The sequence below is a fragment of the Marinobacterium aestuariivivens genome (assembly GCF_042661465.1).
Classification (GTDB): domain Bacteria; phylum Pseudomonadota; class Gammaproteobacteria; order Pseudomonadales; family Balneatricaceae; genus Marinobacterium_A; species Marinobacterium_A aestuariivivens.
On record NZ_JBHSWE010000001.1, the window covers coordinates 808,031 to 824,698 of the forward strand.

A 16,668-nucleotide genomic window follows, 5' to 3' on the forward strand; every position below is an offset into this window, starting at 1 on the left:
TCAGCGTTCCGTCAGCGCCCTGTTGCGGGCCTTGAGTATCGGTTTCAGAAGATAGTCCATTATCGTTTTCTTACCGGTGAGGATATCGACGCTCACCGTCATGCCGGCAATCAGCGGCAGCGGCTTGTCGGCATTGCCGAGATAGGGATTTTCCGTCTCCAGCCGGACCCGGTAAAACGCCTTTTTCTCCTCGTCGAGGATGGTGCTGGGCGAAACGAAGACCACTTTGGCGTCGAGTCCGCCGTAAATCGAAAAGTCGTAGGCAGAGACCTTGACCGTGGCGGGCAATCCGACCCTGATCTGGGCGATATCGGCCGGCCGGATCCGCGCCTCGACCAGCAGGCGATCCTCCCAGGGCACGATGTTCAGCAGCTCGTCTCCGGGCTGAACCACGCCCTCGACGGTATTGACCATCAGCTCCTTGACCGTTCCCTTGACCGGAGCCCGCACCTCGGTGCGGGTGATCCGGTCCTGCATGCCCTGCATTGATTCCTGCAGGCGGGCCAGCTCGCCACTGACTTCGTTGAGTTCCCCCGGGCCCGGGTGCGGAACTGCAACTCCCCTTCGCTCAGACGGCTTTCATGTTCGGAAATGGCCGCCTCGATACGGGGAATGCTGAGGCGGATCCCGGCCAGATCGCCTTTCATATCATTGACCTGGCGCTGCAGCCGGATGTACTCGACCTCCGAGATTACCCCTTCGCCAACCAGCGGCTGCATGATATTGAGTTCCTTGAGCAGCAGGTTATAGCTGCTCTGGATCTGATCAATTTTGGAGCGGGCCTCGCGCAGCTCCTGACGGCGCTGCTCGAGCTGGCGCTCGGTGATCGCCAGGGTGGTGCGCAGCTCCTGTGCGCGGGCGCGGTAAAGGGTGCGTTCGCGCTCGAGCTGATGACGGTAGGCCTCAGGGAAGTCCCCCGGCACCTCGAACTCGGTGCCGTCCGACTCGGCCTGCAGCCGGATCTGCTTGGCCAGCAGCTCGTACTGGCGCACGCGGTTTTCGTTGAACGAGCTCGAAAAGCGGGTATCGTCGATACGCAACAGCACCTGGCCTCGCTCCACCAGGTCCCCCTCTTTCACCAGGATCTCGGAAACGATGCCGCCTTCGAGGTTCTGCACCACCTGCAGCTGCCGCGACGGAATGATCTCGCCGTCGCCCCGACTGATCTCGTCCAGCTCCGCCCAGTTGGCCCAGAGAATTGCCAGCAAGATGAACAGCGCCATGCCCCAGAGCAGCAGTCGGGCGCTACGCGGCGTCTGCTCCAGCATGGCTTCGCTGATGCTGGTCATAAAGCGGCTATCTTGGTTCGACACTGAGCTTTTCATGGTTGTCCTGTCTGCATACCGGCGCCACTGCTGGCGGGCCGCTACGGGTCTTGAAGTCACGCCCCGGCTGCTTTCCTGATTGGGTTCTGGACCCCGCTATTTGCGAATCTGCAGGCGACCCTGCTTGAGGGCCTCGAGCACCGCCTGTTTCGGCCCGTCCGCCACGATCTTGCCGCCATCGACCACAATTAGCCGATCGACCAGGGTCAGCAGCGACATCTTGTGGGTAACCAGCAGCAGCGTCCTGTCCCGGGCGTAATCGGCCAGCTGCTGCTTGAGCAGCTCTTCGGAACTGTTGTCCATCGCATTCGAGGGCTCGTCGAGAATCAGCACCGAGGGATCGTGAATCAGGGCGCGGGCCACGGCTACCGCCTGGCGCTGGCCGCCCGACAGCGCTGCGCCGCGTTCGCCGACCTGCATGTCGAAGCCCAGCGGGTGACGATTGACGAAATGATCGGCCCCGGCCAGCTGCGCCACCCGGACCACCTGCTCGTCGCCGGCCCAGGGTGCGCCCAGGGTAATGTTGTCGCGCAGGGTGCCGGCAAACAGCATGATATCCTGGGGCACGTAACCGAAATGACGGCGCAGATCGACCGGATCGATCTGCTTGATGTCGATGCCATCGACGCGCACGGCCCCGTCCCCGGCACTGTAAAGCCCCATCAGCAGCTTTTCGATGGTCGACTTGCCCGAACCGATACGGCCGATCAGGGCCACCTTTTCGCCGGCCTTGATACGGAAAGAGATGCCGTCAAGCGCCTTCTGCTGCTCGCCCGGATAACTGAAACTGACCTGATTGAACTCGATATCGCCCTTCAGTTCCGGGCGGTGCACGAAGTGGCGTTCGCCATCCCGCTCTTCGGGCATGTCCATGATCTGATTCAGGGTCTTCAGTGCCGTCGACGCCTGATGGAAGTTGGTGACAAGTCCCGCCAGTTGCCCCATCGGCGCAATCACCCTGCCCGACAGTATCACGCTGGCGATCAGGGCTCCGAGCGTGAGTTCCCGTTCGGAGATCAGGTAAACGCCGAAGATCACGATCGAGGTCGAAGTCAGTTGCTGGATCAGGCCGGCGAAATTGACCACCGACGACGACAGCATCCGCGAGCGCAGCCCCAGCGGGCGATATAGCCGCCGGCCTGCTCCCAGCGCAACTGCAAAGGCGTCGCGGCGCGCTGGGTCTTGACCGTTTCCATCGCCGTCAGACTCTCGACCAGGGTGGCATTCTTCTGCGCCGCCGATTCGAAGGTCTTTTCCACCGACTCGCGCAGCTTCGGCCGCACGATCAGCGAGAAGATATAGATCAGCGGGATCGCCGCCACCGGCACCACGACAAGCGGCCCCCGATCAGCGCGATCACCGCCAGGAAAATGAGCGCAAACGGAATATCGATCAGCACCGTGTTGATGGTCGAGCTGAGCATCGCCCGGATGCTCTCGAACTCGCGCAGGTTGTTGGCAAAGGAGCCGACCGAGCGCGGCATGGCGCCATAGCTGAGCGACAGCACCTTTTCGAACAGCATCGCCGACAGCAGGATGTCGGTTTTCTTGCCCGCCACCTCGATGAAATAGGCACGCAGCATCTTCAGGCCGAAGTCGAACAGGTAAACCACGAACAGGCCGATCGCCAGCACCCAGAGCGTTTCGATCGCACTGTTGGGCACCACCCGGTCGTAGACGTTCATGACGAACAACGGGCTTGCCAGCACGAAGAGATTGATCAGCAGCGACGCCAGCAGCACATCGCGATAGATACGTATCGAACGCTTCAGAGTGCCCCAGAACCAGTGCCCTTCACGGTCCTCCAGCACCTTCGACACCCGTTCGCTGAAGCGATACTCCATGCGTACGAAAATGGCATAGCCGGTGTAGTGCTGCTCGAGTTCCGCCAGGGCAATGCGGTGCTTGCCGCCGCTCTCGGTCTGGATGATCAGCGCCGAGTCGTCCTCGAGGTCCAGCTCCTGCAGAATGCAGGCCTGGTCGTTTTTCAGCAACAGCACGGCTGGCAGTACCAGCGGCGAGATATCCCGCAGCGAACGGGGCAGAACGCGGGCCTTGAGACCGCCACGCTGCGCCGCTCGCACGAACAGCTTCGGTGTCAGCCGGTTGTTCTCCAGCGGCAATCCGGCGCTGAGCACTTCGGCTGACAGGGGGTTGTGATTCTGCCGGGTCAGCTCGACCAGACAGCTTAAAAGAGGGTCCTGAATGTCGTCCATGTCCTTGACCTGCTCGGATTGCGGGCACCATACTAGCACGCAATCCAACTACCGAATATCTGTTCTCTGATGCTCTACGCAATACGGAACGCGGAGGGCCGCATCGTCGGCCTGACCGAAACGGCCGGGGACGGCACCGAGCCGATCGACATGAAGAACCGGGAGGTGCTCGAGTTCCTGTCGATCAACGACGGCTCCTTTTCACCGGAGGCGTTTCTCGATCGCTCCGATGCTGGTACCGTGCGCATTATCGAGGACATGATAGATATCCTGATAGCCAAAAATATTATTCTTTTCACCGACTTTCCGCTTGCGTCCCAGACGAAGCTGCTCAGCCGGAAACTGGCCCGCTCCTACCTGCAACCGGAGACGGCGGAGGCACAAGATAGCGAACCGCAGCCGACTCTACAATCCCGCATCCTGATCGAAGACGACGACAGCTGGATATAAGGCCAGGGATGGCCTGTAGATCGAAAACGCAGGAGCAGTTTTCGACTAAGGCCAGGGATGGCCTGTAGATCGGAAACGCAGGAGCAGTTTTCGACTAAGGCCAGGGATGGCGGAAGGCCGCCCCGCCTGTAGATCGGCTTTTTACGACAAGACGGCAGGAGCAGTTTTCGACTAAGGCCAGGGATGGCGGACGGCCGCCCCGCCTGTAGATCGGCTTTTTACAACAAGACGGCAGGAGCCGTTTTCGACTAAGCCGTTTATCCTGACCCGCCCTGCGAACGGTTCAGCTCCCCCAGCCGCCGGCACAGCGCGCGATACCGCTCCTGCTGGCGATGACTCAGGACTCCGAAACGCACATCGAACAGAAGGTCGCTGCACTGGCGCAGAATCTCCGCGCGCCGGGCAGGCGTGGATACCGCCACCCGTAGCCCGCTCTGCACCAGGTTCAGCACCACCCCGGGACTGCCGCCGCGCAGCGCCTCGGCTTCACGGAAACGGTCGAACGCCTGCTCGTAGTGCCCCTTGCGGTAACTGACCATGCCGGCCAGATTGGCCCGCCCCCAATCGAGCGTCGCCAGCCGGCGCATCACCTCCTGACGCCGCTCCAGCGACGCCTGGGCCAGGCTGCTGAATTCGAGCGCGTCCACCAGCGGATCGACCAGTTCGGCCTGATCGGACAGCGGCAAAGCGGCATAGCGCTCGAATGCATCCCGGGCTGCCTGTTCGGCCATCGACCTGTTGCCGCTGCGCTGATAGATCTGGGCGCCCATCAGACGCGCCCGAAACAGCACCACCGGCTCGCCCATGAAGTCGCGCACGGCAGCCTCCAGGGTGCGCACGGCCTCAGCCTCTGCGGCAACGGAGGCCGGCGACTGCCGCTCGTCGATCTGCTGCAGCAGCGCCTGCACCAGGCCATAGTAATCGTCGGCGCGCTGAAATGGGGAATGACGCGCGTAATTCAGAGCCTCCCGCCAGGCGGTAACGGCCTGGGCCCAGTCGCCCTCCAGCGCCATCAGGTTGGCCAGGTCACTCTGCAGCTGAGGCATGCTGGGCTGCAGGATGACCGCCTTGCGCAGCAGCATCTGCGCCGCTCCCGGGTCGCCCAGCACCCGGTGAACCAGGGTCAGCAGGATAAACGCCTCCACCGCGGTATGATGCTGCCCGGTCAGGCGCAACAGACACTCCTGAGCCTCGCGATAACGCCCGAGGCGAAACAGGGCGACCCCCTGACCGATATGCGCCCAGTCGACGTCACGCTCCTGCAATACCCCGGCGAAGAGCGCCAGCGCCTCTTCGTAACGCTGCAGACGCAACAGCACCAGTCCCTTGAGCCGCAGAAAGTAGGGCCTGACACCCGGGTAAAGCCCCTGGAAGTGCTCGAAGCACCCGAGGGCTTCAGCCCACTGCTCCCGGTCCAGCAACGCCTCCAGCGGCAGCAACAACTGCTTGACCCGCGCCAGCCGGTCCAGGCACTGACGCAGCCTGACAGGATCGTAGGGTTTGGACAGACAGCTGTCGGGCGCATATTCCAGAGCTCCCGCCAGGACTTCCGCCTGCTCAGGCTCGGCCACCAGAACGAAGGTATCCTGAAAGCGCCGGGCGCCATCCAGCGTGGCCTCCTGTATCACCTGCAGACCGGTCTTGGCACGAGGCCCCAGATCATAGGCGACAAAGCAGAAATCGAAAGACTGTTCCTGCAGGTAGCTGACCGCCATGTTGGCCGAAGAGGCCGCGGCCACCGGCGACAGACCCAGCTGGGCGAGCAGCGCACGCAGCCCCCAGATCGTCCCGGTTGGTATCGACGATCAGTGCCGACTTGCCTGCGAAGAAATTATCCATGGGCCTGCGAACTGGAAGAATGTCGCCAATTTAACACAGCCGCCGAAAGCGATACAAAGCGCTGCATTCACCGCCCGACGGGCGTGCCCCTCCCCGGAATTCGCTACGCTCACTCCAGGCGACAGCCAGACGCGCGACTGGCGAGGCGTCACAAAACAAAAAAGCCCGCAAAGCGGGCTTTTCTTGTGGGGCCTGCCGGACGATCAGTCTTCCAGCAGGTTACGGCCCTTGCTGGCTGCGATGCGCATGCGCAGCGCGTTGAGCTTGATAAAGCCCTCGGCGTCCTTCTGATCGTAGGAGCCCGCATCGTCCTCGAAGGTCGCGATGCTTTCGTCGAACAGACTGTCGGCGGAACGACGGCCAACCACGTCGACATTGCCCTTGTAGAGCTTCAGGCGCACATCGCCATTGACGTTGCGCTGGCTGTAGTCGATCAGCTGCTGCAGCATCTTGCGCTCTTCGGACCACCAGAAGCCGTTATAGATCACCTCGGCATAGCGCGGCATCAGCTCATCCTTCAGGTGAGCCGCTTCGCGGTCCAGGGTGATCGACTCGATGGCACGGTGGGCGCGCAGCATGATGGTGCCCCCGGAGTTTCATAGCAGCCGCGGGACTTCATGCCGACGAAGCGGTTCTCGACGATGTCGAGACGACCGATGCCGTTGGCGCCGCCAACCTTGTTCAGGGTCTCGAGCACCGTGGCCGGGCTCATGGCCTGACCGTCGATGGCAACGATATCGCCCTTTTCGTAGGTCAGCTCGATGTAGGTCGCCTGATCCGGTGCCTGCTCCGGCGATACCGACCAGCGCCACATGTCCTCCTCGGCCTCGGCCCAGGGCTCTTCCAGCACGCCGCCCTCGTAGGAGATGTGCAGCAGGTTGGCATCCATCGAGTACGGGGACTTTTTCTTCTTGCCGGTGAAGTCGACGGGAATATTGTGCTCTTCACAATATTTCATCAGCTTCTCGCGGGAGTTCAGGTCCCATTCGCGCCAGGGCGCAATCACCTTGACACCCGGCTTGAGCGCATAGGCGCCAAGCTCGAAGCGCACCTGGTCGTTACCTTTGCCGGTGGCGCCATGGGAGATGGCATCGGCGCCGGTTTCGTTGGCGATCTCGATCAGGCGCTTGGCGATCAGCGGGCGTGCGATGGAGGTGCCGAGCAGGTACTCGCCCTCGTAAATGGTGTTGGCACGGAACATCGGGAACACGAAATCGCGCACGAACTCTTCGCGCAGATCCTCGATGAAGATCTCCTTCACGCCCAGCGCCTGGGCCTTGGCGCGGGCCGGCTCGACCTCTTCACCCTGGCCCAGATCGGCCGTAAAGGTGACGACTTCGCAGTTATAGGTATCCTGCAGCCAGCGGACGATAACGGAGGTATCGAGTCCGCCGGAGTAGGCCAGCACAACCTTTTTGATATCGGACATGTCTCAGCTCCAGATGAGATCGCCCGGCCGCCACCTGAGGCCGCCGGGACTGGGAATCTGTGGGTCGAAAAATCGTCGGAACGAGGGCCGCACCCTCGAGACGCCTCGAAAAAGCGACGCAGTATAGCAGGAAAGCCGCAGACTCAGAAGCGGGACGGACTCAGTTGCGTTCCAGCCGGACGGTCACACGGCGGTTGCGGTCACGGTTCTGCGGGCTGCTATTGGGCACCACCGGATAACGCTCGCCATGGAAACGGGTCGTCACCATCGCTTCATCGACGCCCTGGGATACCAGATAACGCGTCACCTCCTCGGCGCGCCTTTTCGACAGGTCGCGGTTGAGCAGCCGGCGCCCGAGGTTGTCGGAATGCCCGTCGACATAGACGGAGCGCACGGAATCGTCATTGCGGACATAAAGCGCGATCAGGTCCAGGCGTTCGCGGGCCGCATCCGACAGAGTGACGACCGCGGACGGGAAAAGCACCGCAGTGCGCGCGATCTGACGGTAATTCACCGGCAGCAGACGCTCGATGCAGCCACTGTACTCGCGATAGGCCGCCGGAAAATTCGCCGCCGACACACCGACCCGCAGCGACTCTCCGGTACCCTGCCAACCGCCGCGGGTAAAGGTGGGCACCAGCCCCTGCTGCAGATAGGCCAGCATCTGGCGGGCATGGGCGCTGCCGACATCGATGACGCCGCTGGCGTCGTCCACCTGCACGGAACCGATCACGCGGGGCGCCGTCCCGGGCTGCCAGGGCGGCGCCTCCGCCACCAGCAGCGCTTCGGACGACGCCCGAACCCGCTGCACAGACTGCAGACTGAAACGCACATCCTCACCCGCCTCCTGCTCGAACAGCGCCCGGCCGTAATCGGGCACCGACTGACTCAGGCGACAGCTGAATTTCGACGACTCGAGGTCCCAGCGCGCATCGTCGATCACGGCCCTGAAGGTGACCGCACCGGCGACCTGGACACAGAGCCAGAGAGACACAAGCACCAACAACCTGGGAATCAATTCATCAACCTCAATACTCGACAGACCGCTGAGAGCTTATCGACCCTGGCGGACGTTTCTTTAGCGCTGCCATTCGTGATACCGGCACCGGCCACTTCGCGACGCGACAGCGCCTGCGCCGCGGCTCATCAAATTGGAGGCCGGGGAACCAGACTGCTAGAATGGCCTCTCATCTTATTCGAGCAGACGCTGCACATTAAGGACCCCACTTGAGCAACAGCACCATACCGCAATTGATGGCCGATCGTTTCCGCGGATTTCTTCCCGTCGTCGTGGACGTCGAAACCGCCGGCTTCAATGCCCGTACCGACGCACTGCTGGAGGTGGCCGCCGTCACCCTGACGATGGACGAAAACGGCTACCTGATGATAGACCAGTGCTTCGACGAAGCGGTCGAGCCGTTCGAGGGGGCCAATTTCGAGCGCTCCGCCCTGGAATTCACCGGCATCGATCCCTTCGACCCCGAACGCGACGCGATACCGGAAACCCTGGCCCTGGAGAACATCTTCAAGCCGATTCGCAAATCGATCAAGGCCCACGGCTGCAAGCGCGCTGTCCTGGTCGGCCACAATGCCGCCTTCGACCACGGCTTCGTCCAGGCCGCATCGGCACGCGCCGACATCAAGCGCAACCCCTTCCACCCGTTCTCGACCTTCGATACCGCCACCCTGGCGGGCCTGGCCTACGGTCAGACCGTCCTGGCCCGCGCCTGCGACGTCGCCGGCATCGACTTCGACGGCAAGAAGGCCCACTCCGCGCTCTACGACACCTGCAAGACCGCCGAACTCTTCTGCTCCATCGTCAACCGCTGGAAGGACCTCGGCGGCTGGGACATGGTACTCGAGGCGCGCCAGTACGAGGATTGAAGGTTACGCGTAACGCGTAACCCACAAAAAAGGCCCGTCACGATGACGGGCCTTGTTTTGTTTCAGGGGCTTGCTTACAGCTTGCCGGATTCTGCAGCCAGGTAGGACGCAACGCCTTCCGGAGAGGCGTTCATGCCCTTGTCGCCCTTGGTCCAGCCAGCCGGGCAGACTTCGCCGTGCTCTTCGTGGAACTGCAGCGCGTCGACCAGACGGATCAGCTCTTCCATGTTACGACCCAGCGGCAGGTCGTTGACGATCTGCGAACGGACAACGCCGTTCTGGTCGATCAGGAAAGCGCCGCGGAAAGCCACGCCACCCTCGGCTTCGACATCGTACGCCTGGCAGATTTCGTGCTTGACGTCAGCCACCAGGGTGTACTCGACCGGGCCGATACCGCCCTGATTGACCGGGGTGTTGCGCCATGCATTGTGGGTAAACTGGGAATCGATGGAGACACCGATCACTTCGACATTGCGCTCCTTGAATGCGGCGATGCGGTTGTTCAGCGCGATCAGCTCAGAGGGGCAGACGAATGTGAAGTCCAGCGGGTAGAAGAAAACCAGACCGTATTTACCGCTGATGGCTTCTTTCAGGTTGTAGGTATCGACGATCTCGCCGCTACCCAGAACCGCTGCAGCTGTAAAATCCGGTGCCTGCTTACCAACTAGTACGCCCATTGCTTATCTTCTCCGTTTGTAGTCCGTTTTTAAGCACTAAAATCCATCGGCGCGGCCGGGAAGGCCCGGTCGCGCCGATGAAGGGGTCGGGCACGCTGTCCGGACGACTGCCGGAACAGCATGCCGCTCGATCAGGATTCGTCCGCCGGCTGCTCGGCCGCCACCTGTTTGATCAGGGTTTCCAGCTCGCCGCTGGCTGCCATCTCGCAGATGATGTCGCAGCCGCCGACCAGCTCGCCCTTAACCCACAGCTGCGGGAAGGTCGGCCAGTTCGCATATTTCGGCAGCTCGGCACGGATCTCGGGGTTTTCCAGAATATTGACGAACGCAAAACGCTCACCGCAATTCATGATCGCCTCCGCCGCACGGGACGAAAAACCACACTGCGGAAAACGCGGGGTTCCCTTCATGTAGAGCAGAATGGAGTTGTTCTCGACCTGCTCCTTGATGGTATCGATTACGCTCATTGATACACCTTTAACAATGCCTGAATTCGCTCTCGCTCGCATGCTGCGAACACATGGCGCTAGCCTATCACATATCCGAGCGTTATGGTCAGGTAAAAATGGCCACCTGTCACGCGTTACGCGTTATGCGTAACCAGTCACCAAAACGGATATTGGGTCCCTCGCCGCCATTACAACCCCGCCCTGTGAAAATCAGGTTAGGATCGGGCTGCGCATTGATTTGATTGCCAAAATGCAAGCATCTCAATAGAATGCCTTTCTTTTGTTTGGCAGCCGGGGCTGCCTTTTTGCGTTGTAGGGAGAGGGAGATGGCCGTGACACCGATCATGAACACGTACAACAGGCTGTCCGTGGCCTTTGACCACGGCGAAGGCGCCTGGCTGTACGACACGGACGGCAACAAGTATCTCGATGCGCTGTCCGGCATTGCCGTATGCGGCCTCGGTCACGCCCATCCGGCCGTTACCCACGCCCTCTGCGAACAGGCCGGCAAGCTGGTCCATACCTCCAACCTGTATACCGTCCCGCTGCAGGAGCGCCTCGCCGCCCGGCTGACCTCCATTTCCGGCATGGACAACGTCTTCTTCGGCAACTCCGGCGCAGAAGCCAACGAAGCCGCGATCAAGCTGGCACGCCGTTACGGCCACCAGAAGGGCATCGACAACCCGGCTATCATCGTCATGGAGGGCGCCTTCCACGGCCGCACCCTGGCGACCCTCAGCGCCACCGGCAACCGTGCCGTGCAGGTCGGTTTCGAACCGCTGGTCGGCGGCTTTGTGCGCGCCCCCTACAACGACGTCGAGGCGATCCGCACCATCGCGGCCAACAATCCCAATGTGGTGGCGATCCTGGTCGAACCGATCCAGGGCGAGGCGGGCATCCGCATTCCGGCCGATGACTACCTGAACCAGCTGCGCGAGATCTGCGACAGCCACGAATGGCTGCTGATGCTCGACGAGGTCCAGACCGGCAACGGACGTACCGGCGAGTATTTCGCCTACCAGCTCAACGGCATCCTGCCGGATGTGGTCACCACCGCCAAGGGCCTCGGCAACGGCGTCCCCATCGGCGCCTGCCTGGCCCGGGGCGTTGCCGCCGGCATCCTTACGCCGGGTACGCACGGCTCCACCTACGGCGGCAACCCGCTGGCCTGCGCGGCCGCTCTGGCCGTCGTCGACACCATCACCCAGGACAACCTGTGCGCGCGAGCGGAGCAGCTCGGCAAGCGCATCTGCGACGGTTTCCGCGCCCAGCTGGCCGGCTCCGACTATGTCCGGGAGATTCGCAACAAGGGCCTGATGATCGCCATCGAGCTGACCGAAGCCGGCACCGAGCTGGCCGTGCTGGCAAAGGTCAAGGGCTTGCTGCTGAACATCACCGGCGGCGGTCGCGTCGTGCGCCTGCTGCCGCCGCTGATCCTGAGCGACAGCGAAGCGGACCTGCTGGTGAACACCCTTTCCAAACTGATCCAGATCTACGCGGCTGACGATCGGGAAGCCTGAAACCTAATTGCCGCACTCAGAGGACCTGCTACAGCAGTTACCACCTATGAGCACGAGACATTTTCTGACGTTGAACGACCTGACCGCCGGTGAGCTCAAGCAGCTCATCCTGCGGGCCGGTGAACTGAAACAGATGCGCAATGCGGGCCAGGTCTACGAGCCGCTGCAGAATCACGTAATGGCCATGATCTTCGAGAAGGCCTCTACGCGAACCCGCGTCTCCTTCGAGGCCGGCATGGCGCAGCTCGGCGGACACGCCATGTTCCTGTCGTCCCGGGATACCCAGCTGGGTCGGGGCGAGCCGGTCGAGGACAGCGCGCGCGTCATTTCGAGCATGGTCGATGTGGTGATGATCCGTACCTTCGATCATGCCACCGTCGAAACCTTCGCCCGCTACTCCAGGGTGCCTGTGATCAATGCGCTGACGGACGACTACCATCCCTGCCAGTTGCTGGCCGACATGCAGGCCTACCATGAGCATCGCGGCTCCATCCAGGGCAAGACTGCGGTCTGGATCGGCGATGGCAACAACATGTGCAACTCCTATATCAATGCCGCGGCACTGCTCGACTTCCGCCTGCACATCTGCTGCCCGGAAGGCTTCGAACCGATGCAGTCGCTGCTGGAACAGCATGCCGACCGCATCCAGCTGTTCCGCGACCCGCGCGAAGCGGTGCGGGGCACCGACCTGATCGCCACCGATGTCTGGGCCTCGATGGGCCAGGAGGAAGAGGCCAAGCTGCGCGAGAAAAAGTTCGTCGGCTTCCAGGTCAGCCCGGAACTGATGGACCTCGCCAACCCGGACGCGGTATTTCTGCACTGCCTGCCGGCCCACCGCGGCGAAGAGATCAGCGAGGACATGCTCGACGATCCCCGCTCCATCGTCTTCGACGAAGCCGAAAACCGGCTCCATGCGCAGAAAGCGCTGCTGGAATTCCTGCTGGTCAAAAAGGCCTGACGCAGGCGGACGCCGGGCGGCTTGCAGGTCGTGACCGCCCGCCCCTGGTCCCCATGCAGCAGCCCGGGCCGGCGCGGGCTTCAGGGGGCACCGCGCGCGCGCCCCACCGTACCGGAGCACACCGCCAATACCACCGCGATCCCGACGCGCAATGGGATAACCGCTATAATTTTCTTCACGACAGAGATCCGGGACGGGAGTCAGGCATGATCGAATTGAGGCATCTGAAGACGCTGGCGGCGCTGCGCGACGCCGGCAGTCTGGTCGAAGCCGCCGAACGGGTCCACCTGACCCAGTCCGCCCTGTCCCACCAGATCAAGGACCTCGAGGACCGCCTCAGCTGCTCGCTGTTCATTCGCAAGACCAAGCCGATCTGCTTCACCTCATCCGGCCAGCGCCTGCTGACCCTGGCCGACGACGTGCTGCCGATGATCCGCAATGCCGAGCGCGACATCGCGCGCCTGGCGGGAGGCGAGGCCGGGCGGCTGAATATCTGTATCGAGTGCCACAGCTGCTTCGACTGGCTGATGCCCACCATCGACCATTTCCGCCAGCACTGGCCCGAGGTCGAGATGGACCTGTCCAGCGGTTTCAGCTTCCAGCCGCTGCCGGCGCTGGCCCGCGGCGACCTCGACCTGGTGATCACCTCGGACCCGGAACAGCGCAACGGCATCACCTACATCCCGCTGTTCAGCTACGAATCGGTGCTGGCCATGGCCAAGCAGCACCGTCTGGTGGCTCGGCGCTTTGTCCACCCGGAAGACCTGGCTCAGGAAACCCTGATCACCTACCCCGTGGACCACGGCAAGCTGGACATCTTCAATCACTTCCTTGATGGCGCCGGCGTCGAACCGGCGGACATCCGCACCGCCGAACTGACCGTCATGATCCTGCAGCTGGTCGCCAGCGGCCGCGGCGTTTCCGCCCTGCCGAGCTGGGCCATTCACGAATACCTGGAGCGGGATTACATCGCCGCCCGCCCGCTGGGCGAAAAAGGCGTCTGGTGCACCCTTTACGGGGCCATCCGGGACGACCAGAAGAATGCCGAATTCATGGTCGACTTCATCAATACCGCCAAAGAAATCTCGTTCCGCAACCTCAGCGGGATCAAGACAGCTTGAAGAGCAGTTACGGGTGACGCGTAAATGCAGCCACGGAGCCACATTTCACGCGTAACGCGTCACCTCTGCGCAAAGCCTTGTTTATTATCAGTGTTGCCGTAAACTGACCGTTTCGAATCACACCGACCAGAGACAGACGTCCCCGATGCAAGACTGGAGCCCCAGCAGCTGGCGCGACAAGCCGATCGTGCAGCAACCCACCTATACCGATCCCGCCGCCCTCAACGCCGTTGAGAAAGAGCTCGGCCGCATGCCGCCACTGGTCTTCGCCGGCGAAATCCGCTCGCTGCATCAGCAGCTGGCTCAGGTCGCTGAAGGGAAGGCCTTCCTGCTGCAGGGCGGCGACTGCGCCGAGAGCTTTTCCGAGTTCAACGCCAACAAGATCCGCGACACCTTCCAGGTGATGCTGCAGATGGCGGTGGTGCTGACCTTTGCCGGCAGCTGCCCGGTGGTCAAGATCGGCCGCATGGCCGGCCAGTTCGCCAAGCCGCGCTCGGCCGATACCGAAAGCCGCGACGGCGTTGCGCTGCCGAGCTATCGCGGCGACATCATCAACGCCATCGACTTCACCGCCGAGGCCCGGATACCGGATCCGCAGCGCCTGCTGCGCGCCTACCACCAGTCCTCCGCGACGCTGAACCTGCTGCGCGCCTTCGCCCAGGGCGGTTTCGCCGACCTGCACCAGGTGCACAAGTGGAACCTCGGCTTTGTCGAAAAGAGCCCGCTGGGCGAGAAGTACCAGCACCTGGCCAGCCAGATCGACCAGACCCTGGCCTTCATGGAGGCCTGTGGCATCGATTCGGACAACACGCCGCAGATCAAGGAAACCACCCTCTATACCTCCCACGAAGCGCTGCTGCTGGGTTACGAAGAGGCCCTGACCCGTCGCGACAGCCTGACCAATGACTGGTACGACTGCTCGGCCCACATGCTCTGGATCGGCGACCGCACCCGCCAGCCCGACCATGCCCATGTCGAGTTCCTGCGAGGGGTCAAGAACCCGATCGGCGTCAAGGTCGGCCCCAGCACCAGCCACGACGACCTGATGCGCCTGCTCGAAATCCTCAACCCGGACAATCTGCCGGGCCGCCTGACGTTGATCGCCCGCATGGGCGCCGACAAGATCCTCGACAAGCTGCCGCCGCTGGTGCGTGCCGTCAAGGCGTCCGGCCGCTCCGTGGTCTGGAGTTCCGACCCGATGCACGGCAACACTACCACGGCATCGAGCGGCTACAAGACCCGCAGCGTCGAAGCAATCCTGCAGGAGATGAAAGGCTTCTTCGAGGTACACCGCGCCGAGGGCACCTATGCCGGCGGCGTCCACTTCGAGATGACCGGCCAGAACGTCACCGAGTGCGTCGGCGGCGCCTACCAGATCACCGAAGAGGGACTGGGCGATCGCTATCACACCCAGTGCGACCCGCGCCTCAACGGCGAGCAGGCGCTGGAGCTGGCGTTCCTGATCGCCGACACGCTGAAACAGGCCCGGAGCGGCAGCCGGTGACACAGCATCAGCAACTGGCCGGACTGCTGGCGTCCATCGAGCGGGAGATGCGTCTGCTCGAACTCTGGCAGCCGGTGCCTCCGCCCCCTGAGGCACTGGCCAGCACCGAGCCGTTCTGCATCGACACCCTGACGTTCTGCGAATGGGTGCAGTGGGTGATGATCCCGCGGTTCGGCCTGATGATCGAGCGACAGGCGGCACTGCCGGCCAGCAGCGATATCGCGACGCTGGCCGAGGAGGCCTTCAAGCAGATCGATGCCGATACCGAGGCACTGCTGGTACTGATCGAAGAGATCGACCGTACGCTGCGCGCCCTGCATTAGGCGCCCCATTCCAGGCAACGGTTTGACCGAGTAGGTTGGAATGATGCCCCGAAGGGGCGAATTCCGACGGGCAGCTCCCGGAATTCGCTGCGCTCCCCCGGCATCTGCTCCTGCAATGCCAGGATTCCCACCGTCCCTGGCGGTCATTCCAGGCTAAGGAGGCCTTGAAGCTTTCGGGGCCCTCCGGCCCCTGAGTTGATCCACGGCATTGCGCCCCGGCCGAAAATGCCGGATAAAGACATACTCAGCCCGCAACGCAGTCAACCGCTCATGGAACAGGGATTTTTCCAGCAGTTTCTTACCATCATCGCCTCCGCCGTCGTCGCCATTACCCTGTTCCGCCGTGTTCAGCTGCCGCCGATTCTCGCCTATCTCGGGGTCGGCGTACTGCTCGGCCCCTACACCCTGGGCATCGTCGCCAATGACGATAACATTCATCTTCTCAGCGAACTTGGCGTGGTGTTCCTGCTGTTCATGCTCGGCCTCGAGTTCTCGCTGCCACGGATGATCGCCATGCGGCGCACCGTGTTCGGGCTCGGCTCGCTGCAGGTGATATCCACCGCCGTCATCATCATCGCCGTCGCCTGGTTCAGCGGTCTCCCCTTCTCCAGCAGCCTGGTCATCGCCGGCGCCCTGGCACTGTCGTCGACCGCCATCGTCACCCGCGAGCTGATCCGGCGCAACGAAATCAATGCCGACCATGGCCGCCTTTCGGTCGGGGTGCTGATCTTCCAGGATCTGGCGGCGGTGTTCTTCCTGATCGTGGTGCCCACGCTGAGCGGCGAGCAGCAGGCCCTCGATACCCAGTCGCTCGTGCTGATGCTGCTGCAGGGCTCGGCACTGCTGGTGGCGCTGCTGGTATTCGGCCGCACCGTCCTGCCGATGCTGTTCAACGAGGTCGCCAAGTCCCGCTCGGACGAGCTCTTCGTGCTGACCACCCTGGTCGCGGCCCGGCGGCGGCCTGGCTGACCCAC

17 protein-coding genes and 1 pseudogene are annotated in these 16,668 nt (G+C 62.6%); 8 read left to right on the forward strand and 10 right to left on the reverse strand.

Features of this window, described 5'->3' with window-relative positions; translation table 11 throughout:
• The 5 genes from ACFQDL_RS04205 to ACFQDL_RS04225 form a co-directional block, all read right to left on the reverse strand.
• Entirely contained in the window at nucleotides 1-477 is a 477-nt protein-coding gene (locus ACFQDL_RS04205) for an HlyD family efflux transporter periplasmic adaptor subunit (protein WP_379907946.1), read from the reverse strand.
• On the reverse strand, nucleotides 414-1,289 hold the full coding sequence (locus tag ACFQDL_RS04210) for a biotin/lipoyl-binding protein (protein ID WP_379907947.1): 876 nt from the start codon (nucleotides 1,287-1,289) through the stop codon (nucleotides 414-416). The genes ACFQDL_RS04205 and ACFQDL_RS04210 overlap by 64 nt, the downstream gene beginning before the upstream one ends.
• Before the next feature lie 132 nt (nucleotides 1,290-1,421).
• Complete coding sequence (locus tag ACFQDL_RS04215) at nucleotides 1,422-2,426, reverse strand: ATP-binding cassette domain-containing protein (protein ID WP_379907948.1); 1,005 nt, start codon at nucleotides 2,424-2,426, stop codon at nucleotides 1,422-1,424.
• Complete coding sequence (locus ACFQDL_RS04220; RefSeq protein ID WP_379907949.1) at nucleotides 2,390-2,656, reverse strand: 6TM ABC transporter family protein; 267 nt, start codon at nucleotides 2,654-2,656, stop codon at nucleotides 2,390-2,392. Before ACFQDL_RS04220 ends, ACFQDL_RS04215 begins: the two co-directional genes overlap by 37 nt.
• Entirely contained in the window at nucleotides 2,629-3,540 is a 912-nt protein-coding gene (locus tag ACFQDL_RS04225) for an ABC transporter transmembrane domain-containing protein (RefSeq protein ID WP_379907950.1), read from the reverse strand. The genes ACFQDL_RS04220 and ACFQDL_RS04225 overlap by 28 nt, the downstream gene beginning before the upstream one ends.
• A gap of 69 nt (nucleotides 3,541-3,609) precedes the next feature.
• On the opposite strand from ACFQDL_RS04225, the gene ACFQDL_RS04230 reads away from it, so the two are divergent.
• Nucleotides 3,610-3,990 (forward strand): hypothetical protein, encoded by a 381-nt coding sequence (locus ACFQDL_RS04230; RefSeq protein WP_379907951.1) that lies wholly within the window; start codon nucleotides 3,610-3,612, stop codon nucleotides 3,988-3,990.
• Between the two features lie 257 nt (nucleotides 3,991-4,247).
• On the opposite strand, the gene ACFQDL_RS04235 is transcribed toward ACFQDL_RS04230, so the two are convergent.
• The 3 genes and pseudogenes from ACFQDL_RS04235 to ACFQDL_RS04245 form a co-directional block, all read right to left on the reverse strand.
• Complete coding sequence (locus tag ACFQDL_RS04235; RefSeq protein WP_379907952.1) at nucleotides 4,248-5,729, reverse strand: tetratricopeptide repeat protein; 1,482 nt, start codon at nucleotides 5,727-5,729, stop codon at nucleotides 4,248-4,250.
• A 303-nt stretch (nucleotides 5,730-6,032) separates the two neighbouring features.
• Nucleotides 6,033-7,258: pseudogene (locus ACFQDL_RS04240) on the reverse strand (argininosuccinate synthase).
• Nucleotides 7,259-7,418: 160 nt separating this feature from the next.
• Entirely contained in the window at nucleotides 7,419-8,252 is an 834-nt protein-coding gene (locus ACFQDL_RS04245; RefSeq protein WP_379907953.1) for a flagellar protein MotY, read from the reverse strand.
• A gap of 260 nt (nucleotides 8,253-8,512) precedes the next feature.
• On the opposite strand from ACFQDL_RS04245, the gene rnt reads away from it, so the two are divergent.
• Complete coding sequence (gene rnt / locus ACFQDL_RS04250; protein ID WP_379912871.1) at nucleotides 8,513-9,142, forward strand: ribonuclease T; 630 nt, start codon at nucleotides 8,513-8,515, stop codon at nucleotides 9,140-9,142.
• 74 nt (nucleotides 9,143-9,216) lie between these two features.
• Here rnt and ACFQDL_RS04255 read toward each other — a convergent pair whose 3' ends face one another.
• Both ACFQDL_RS04255 and grxD read right to left on the reverse strand, forming a co-directional pair.
• Nucleotides 9,217-9,819: a peroxiredoxin gene (locus tag ACFQDL_RS04255; protein WP_379907954.1), complete on the reverse strand. Its 603-nt coding sequence runs from the start codon at nucleotides 9,817-9,819 to the stop codon at nucleotides 9,217-9,219.
• Nucleotides 9,820-9,950: 131 nt separating this feature from the next.
• Entirely contained in the window at nucleotides 9,951-10,286 is a 336-nt protein-coding gene (grxD, locus tag ACFQDL_RS04260) for a Grx4 family monothiol glutaredoxin (protein WP_379907955.1), read from the reverse strand.
• A 308-nt stretch (nucleotides 10,287-10,594) separates the two neighbouring features.
• Here grxD and ACFQDL_RS04265 point away from each other — a divergent pair, with 308 nt between their 5' ends.
• The 6 genes from ACFQDL_RS04265 to ACFQDL_RS04290 all read left to right on the forward strand — a co-directional run bounded on the left by ACFQDL_RS04265 (nucleotide 10,595) and on the right by ACFQDL_RS04290 (nucleotide 16,663).
• Nucleotides 10,595-11,788 carry an aspartate aminotransferase family protein gene (locus ACFQDL_RS04265; protein WP_379907956.1) on the forward strand — a complete coding sequence of 398 codons (1,194 nt, stop codon included), beginning with the start codon at nucleotides 10,595-10,597 and terminating at the stop codon, nucleotides 11,786-11,788.
• 46 nt (nucleotides 11,789-11,834) lie between these two features.
• On the forward strand, nucleotides 11,835-12,746 hold the full coding sequence (gene argF, locus ACFQDL_RS04270) for an ornithine carbamoyltransferase (RefSeq protein ID WP_379907957.1): 912 nt from the start codon (nucleotides 11,835-11,837) through the stop codon (nucleotides 12,744-12,746).
• A 206-nt stretch (nucleotides 12,747-12,952) separates the two neighbouring features.
• Entirely contained in the window at nucleotides 12,953-13,867 is a 915-nt protein-coding gene (locus tag ACFQDL_RS04275; RefSeq protein WP_379907958.1) for a LysR family transcriptional regulator, read from the forward strand.
• Between the two features lie 145 nt (nucleotides 13,868-14,012).
• A complete protein-coding gene (locus tag ACFQDL_RS04280; RefSeq protein WP_379907959.1) occupies nucleotides 14,013-15,371 on the forward strand; it encodes a class II 3-deoxy-7-phosphoheptulonate synthase in 1,359 nt (452 codons plus the stop codon).
• The gene (locus ACFQDL_RS04285) at nucleotides 15,368-15,694 is read left to right on the forward strand and encodes a YqcC family protein (RefSeq protein ID WP_379907960.1); all 327 of its coding nucleotides are present in this window, start codon (nucleotides 15,368-15,370) and stop codon (nucleotides 15,692-15,694) included. The genes ACFQDL_RS04280 and ACFQDL_RS04285 overlap by 4 nt, the downstream gene beginning before the upstream one ends.
• 270 nt (nucleotides 15,695-15,964) lie before the next feature.
• Nucleotides 15,965-16,663: a cation:proton antiporter domain-containing protein gene (locus tag ACFQDL_RS04290; RefSeq protein ID WP_379907961.1), complete on the forward strand. Its 699-nt coding sequence runs from the start codon at nucleotides 15,965-15,967 to the stop codon at nucleotides 16,661-16,663.
• Nucleotides 16,664-16,668: the final 5 nt, after the last annotated feature.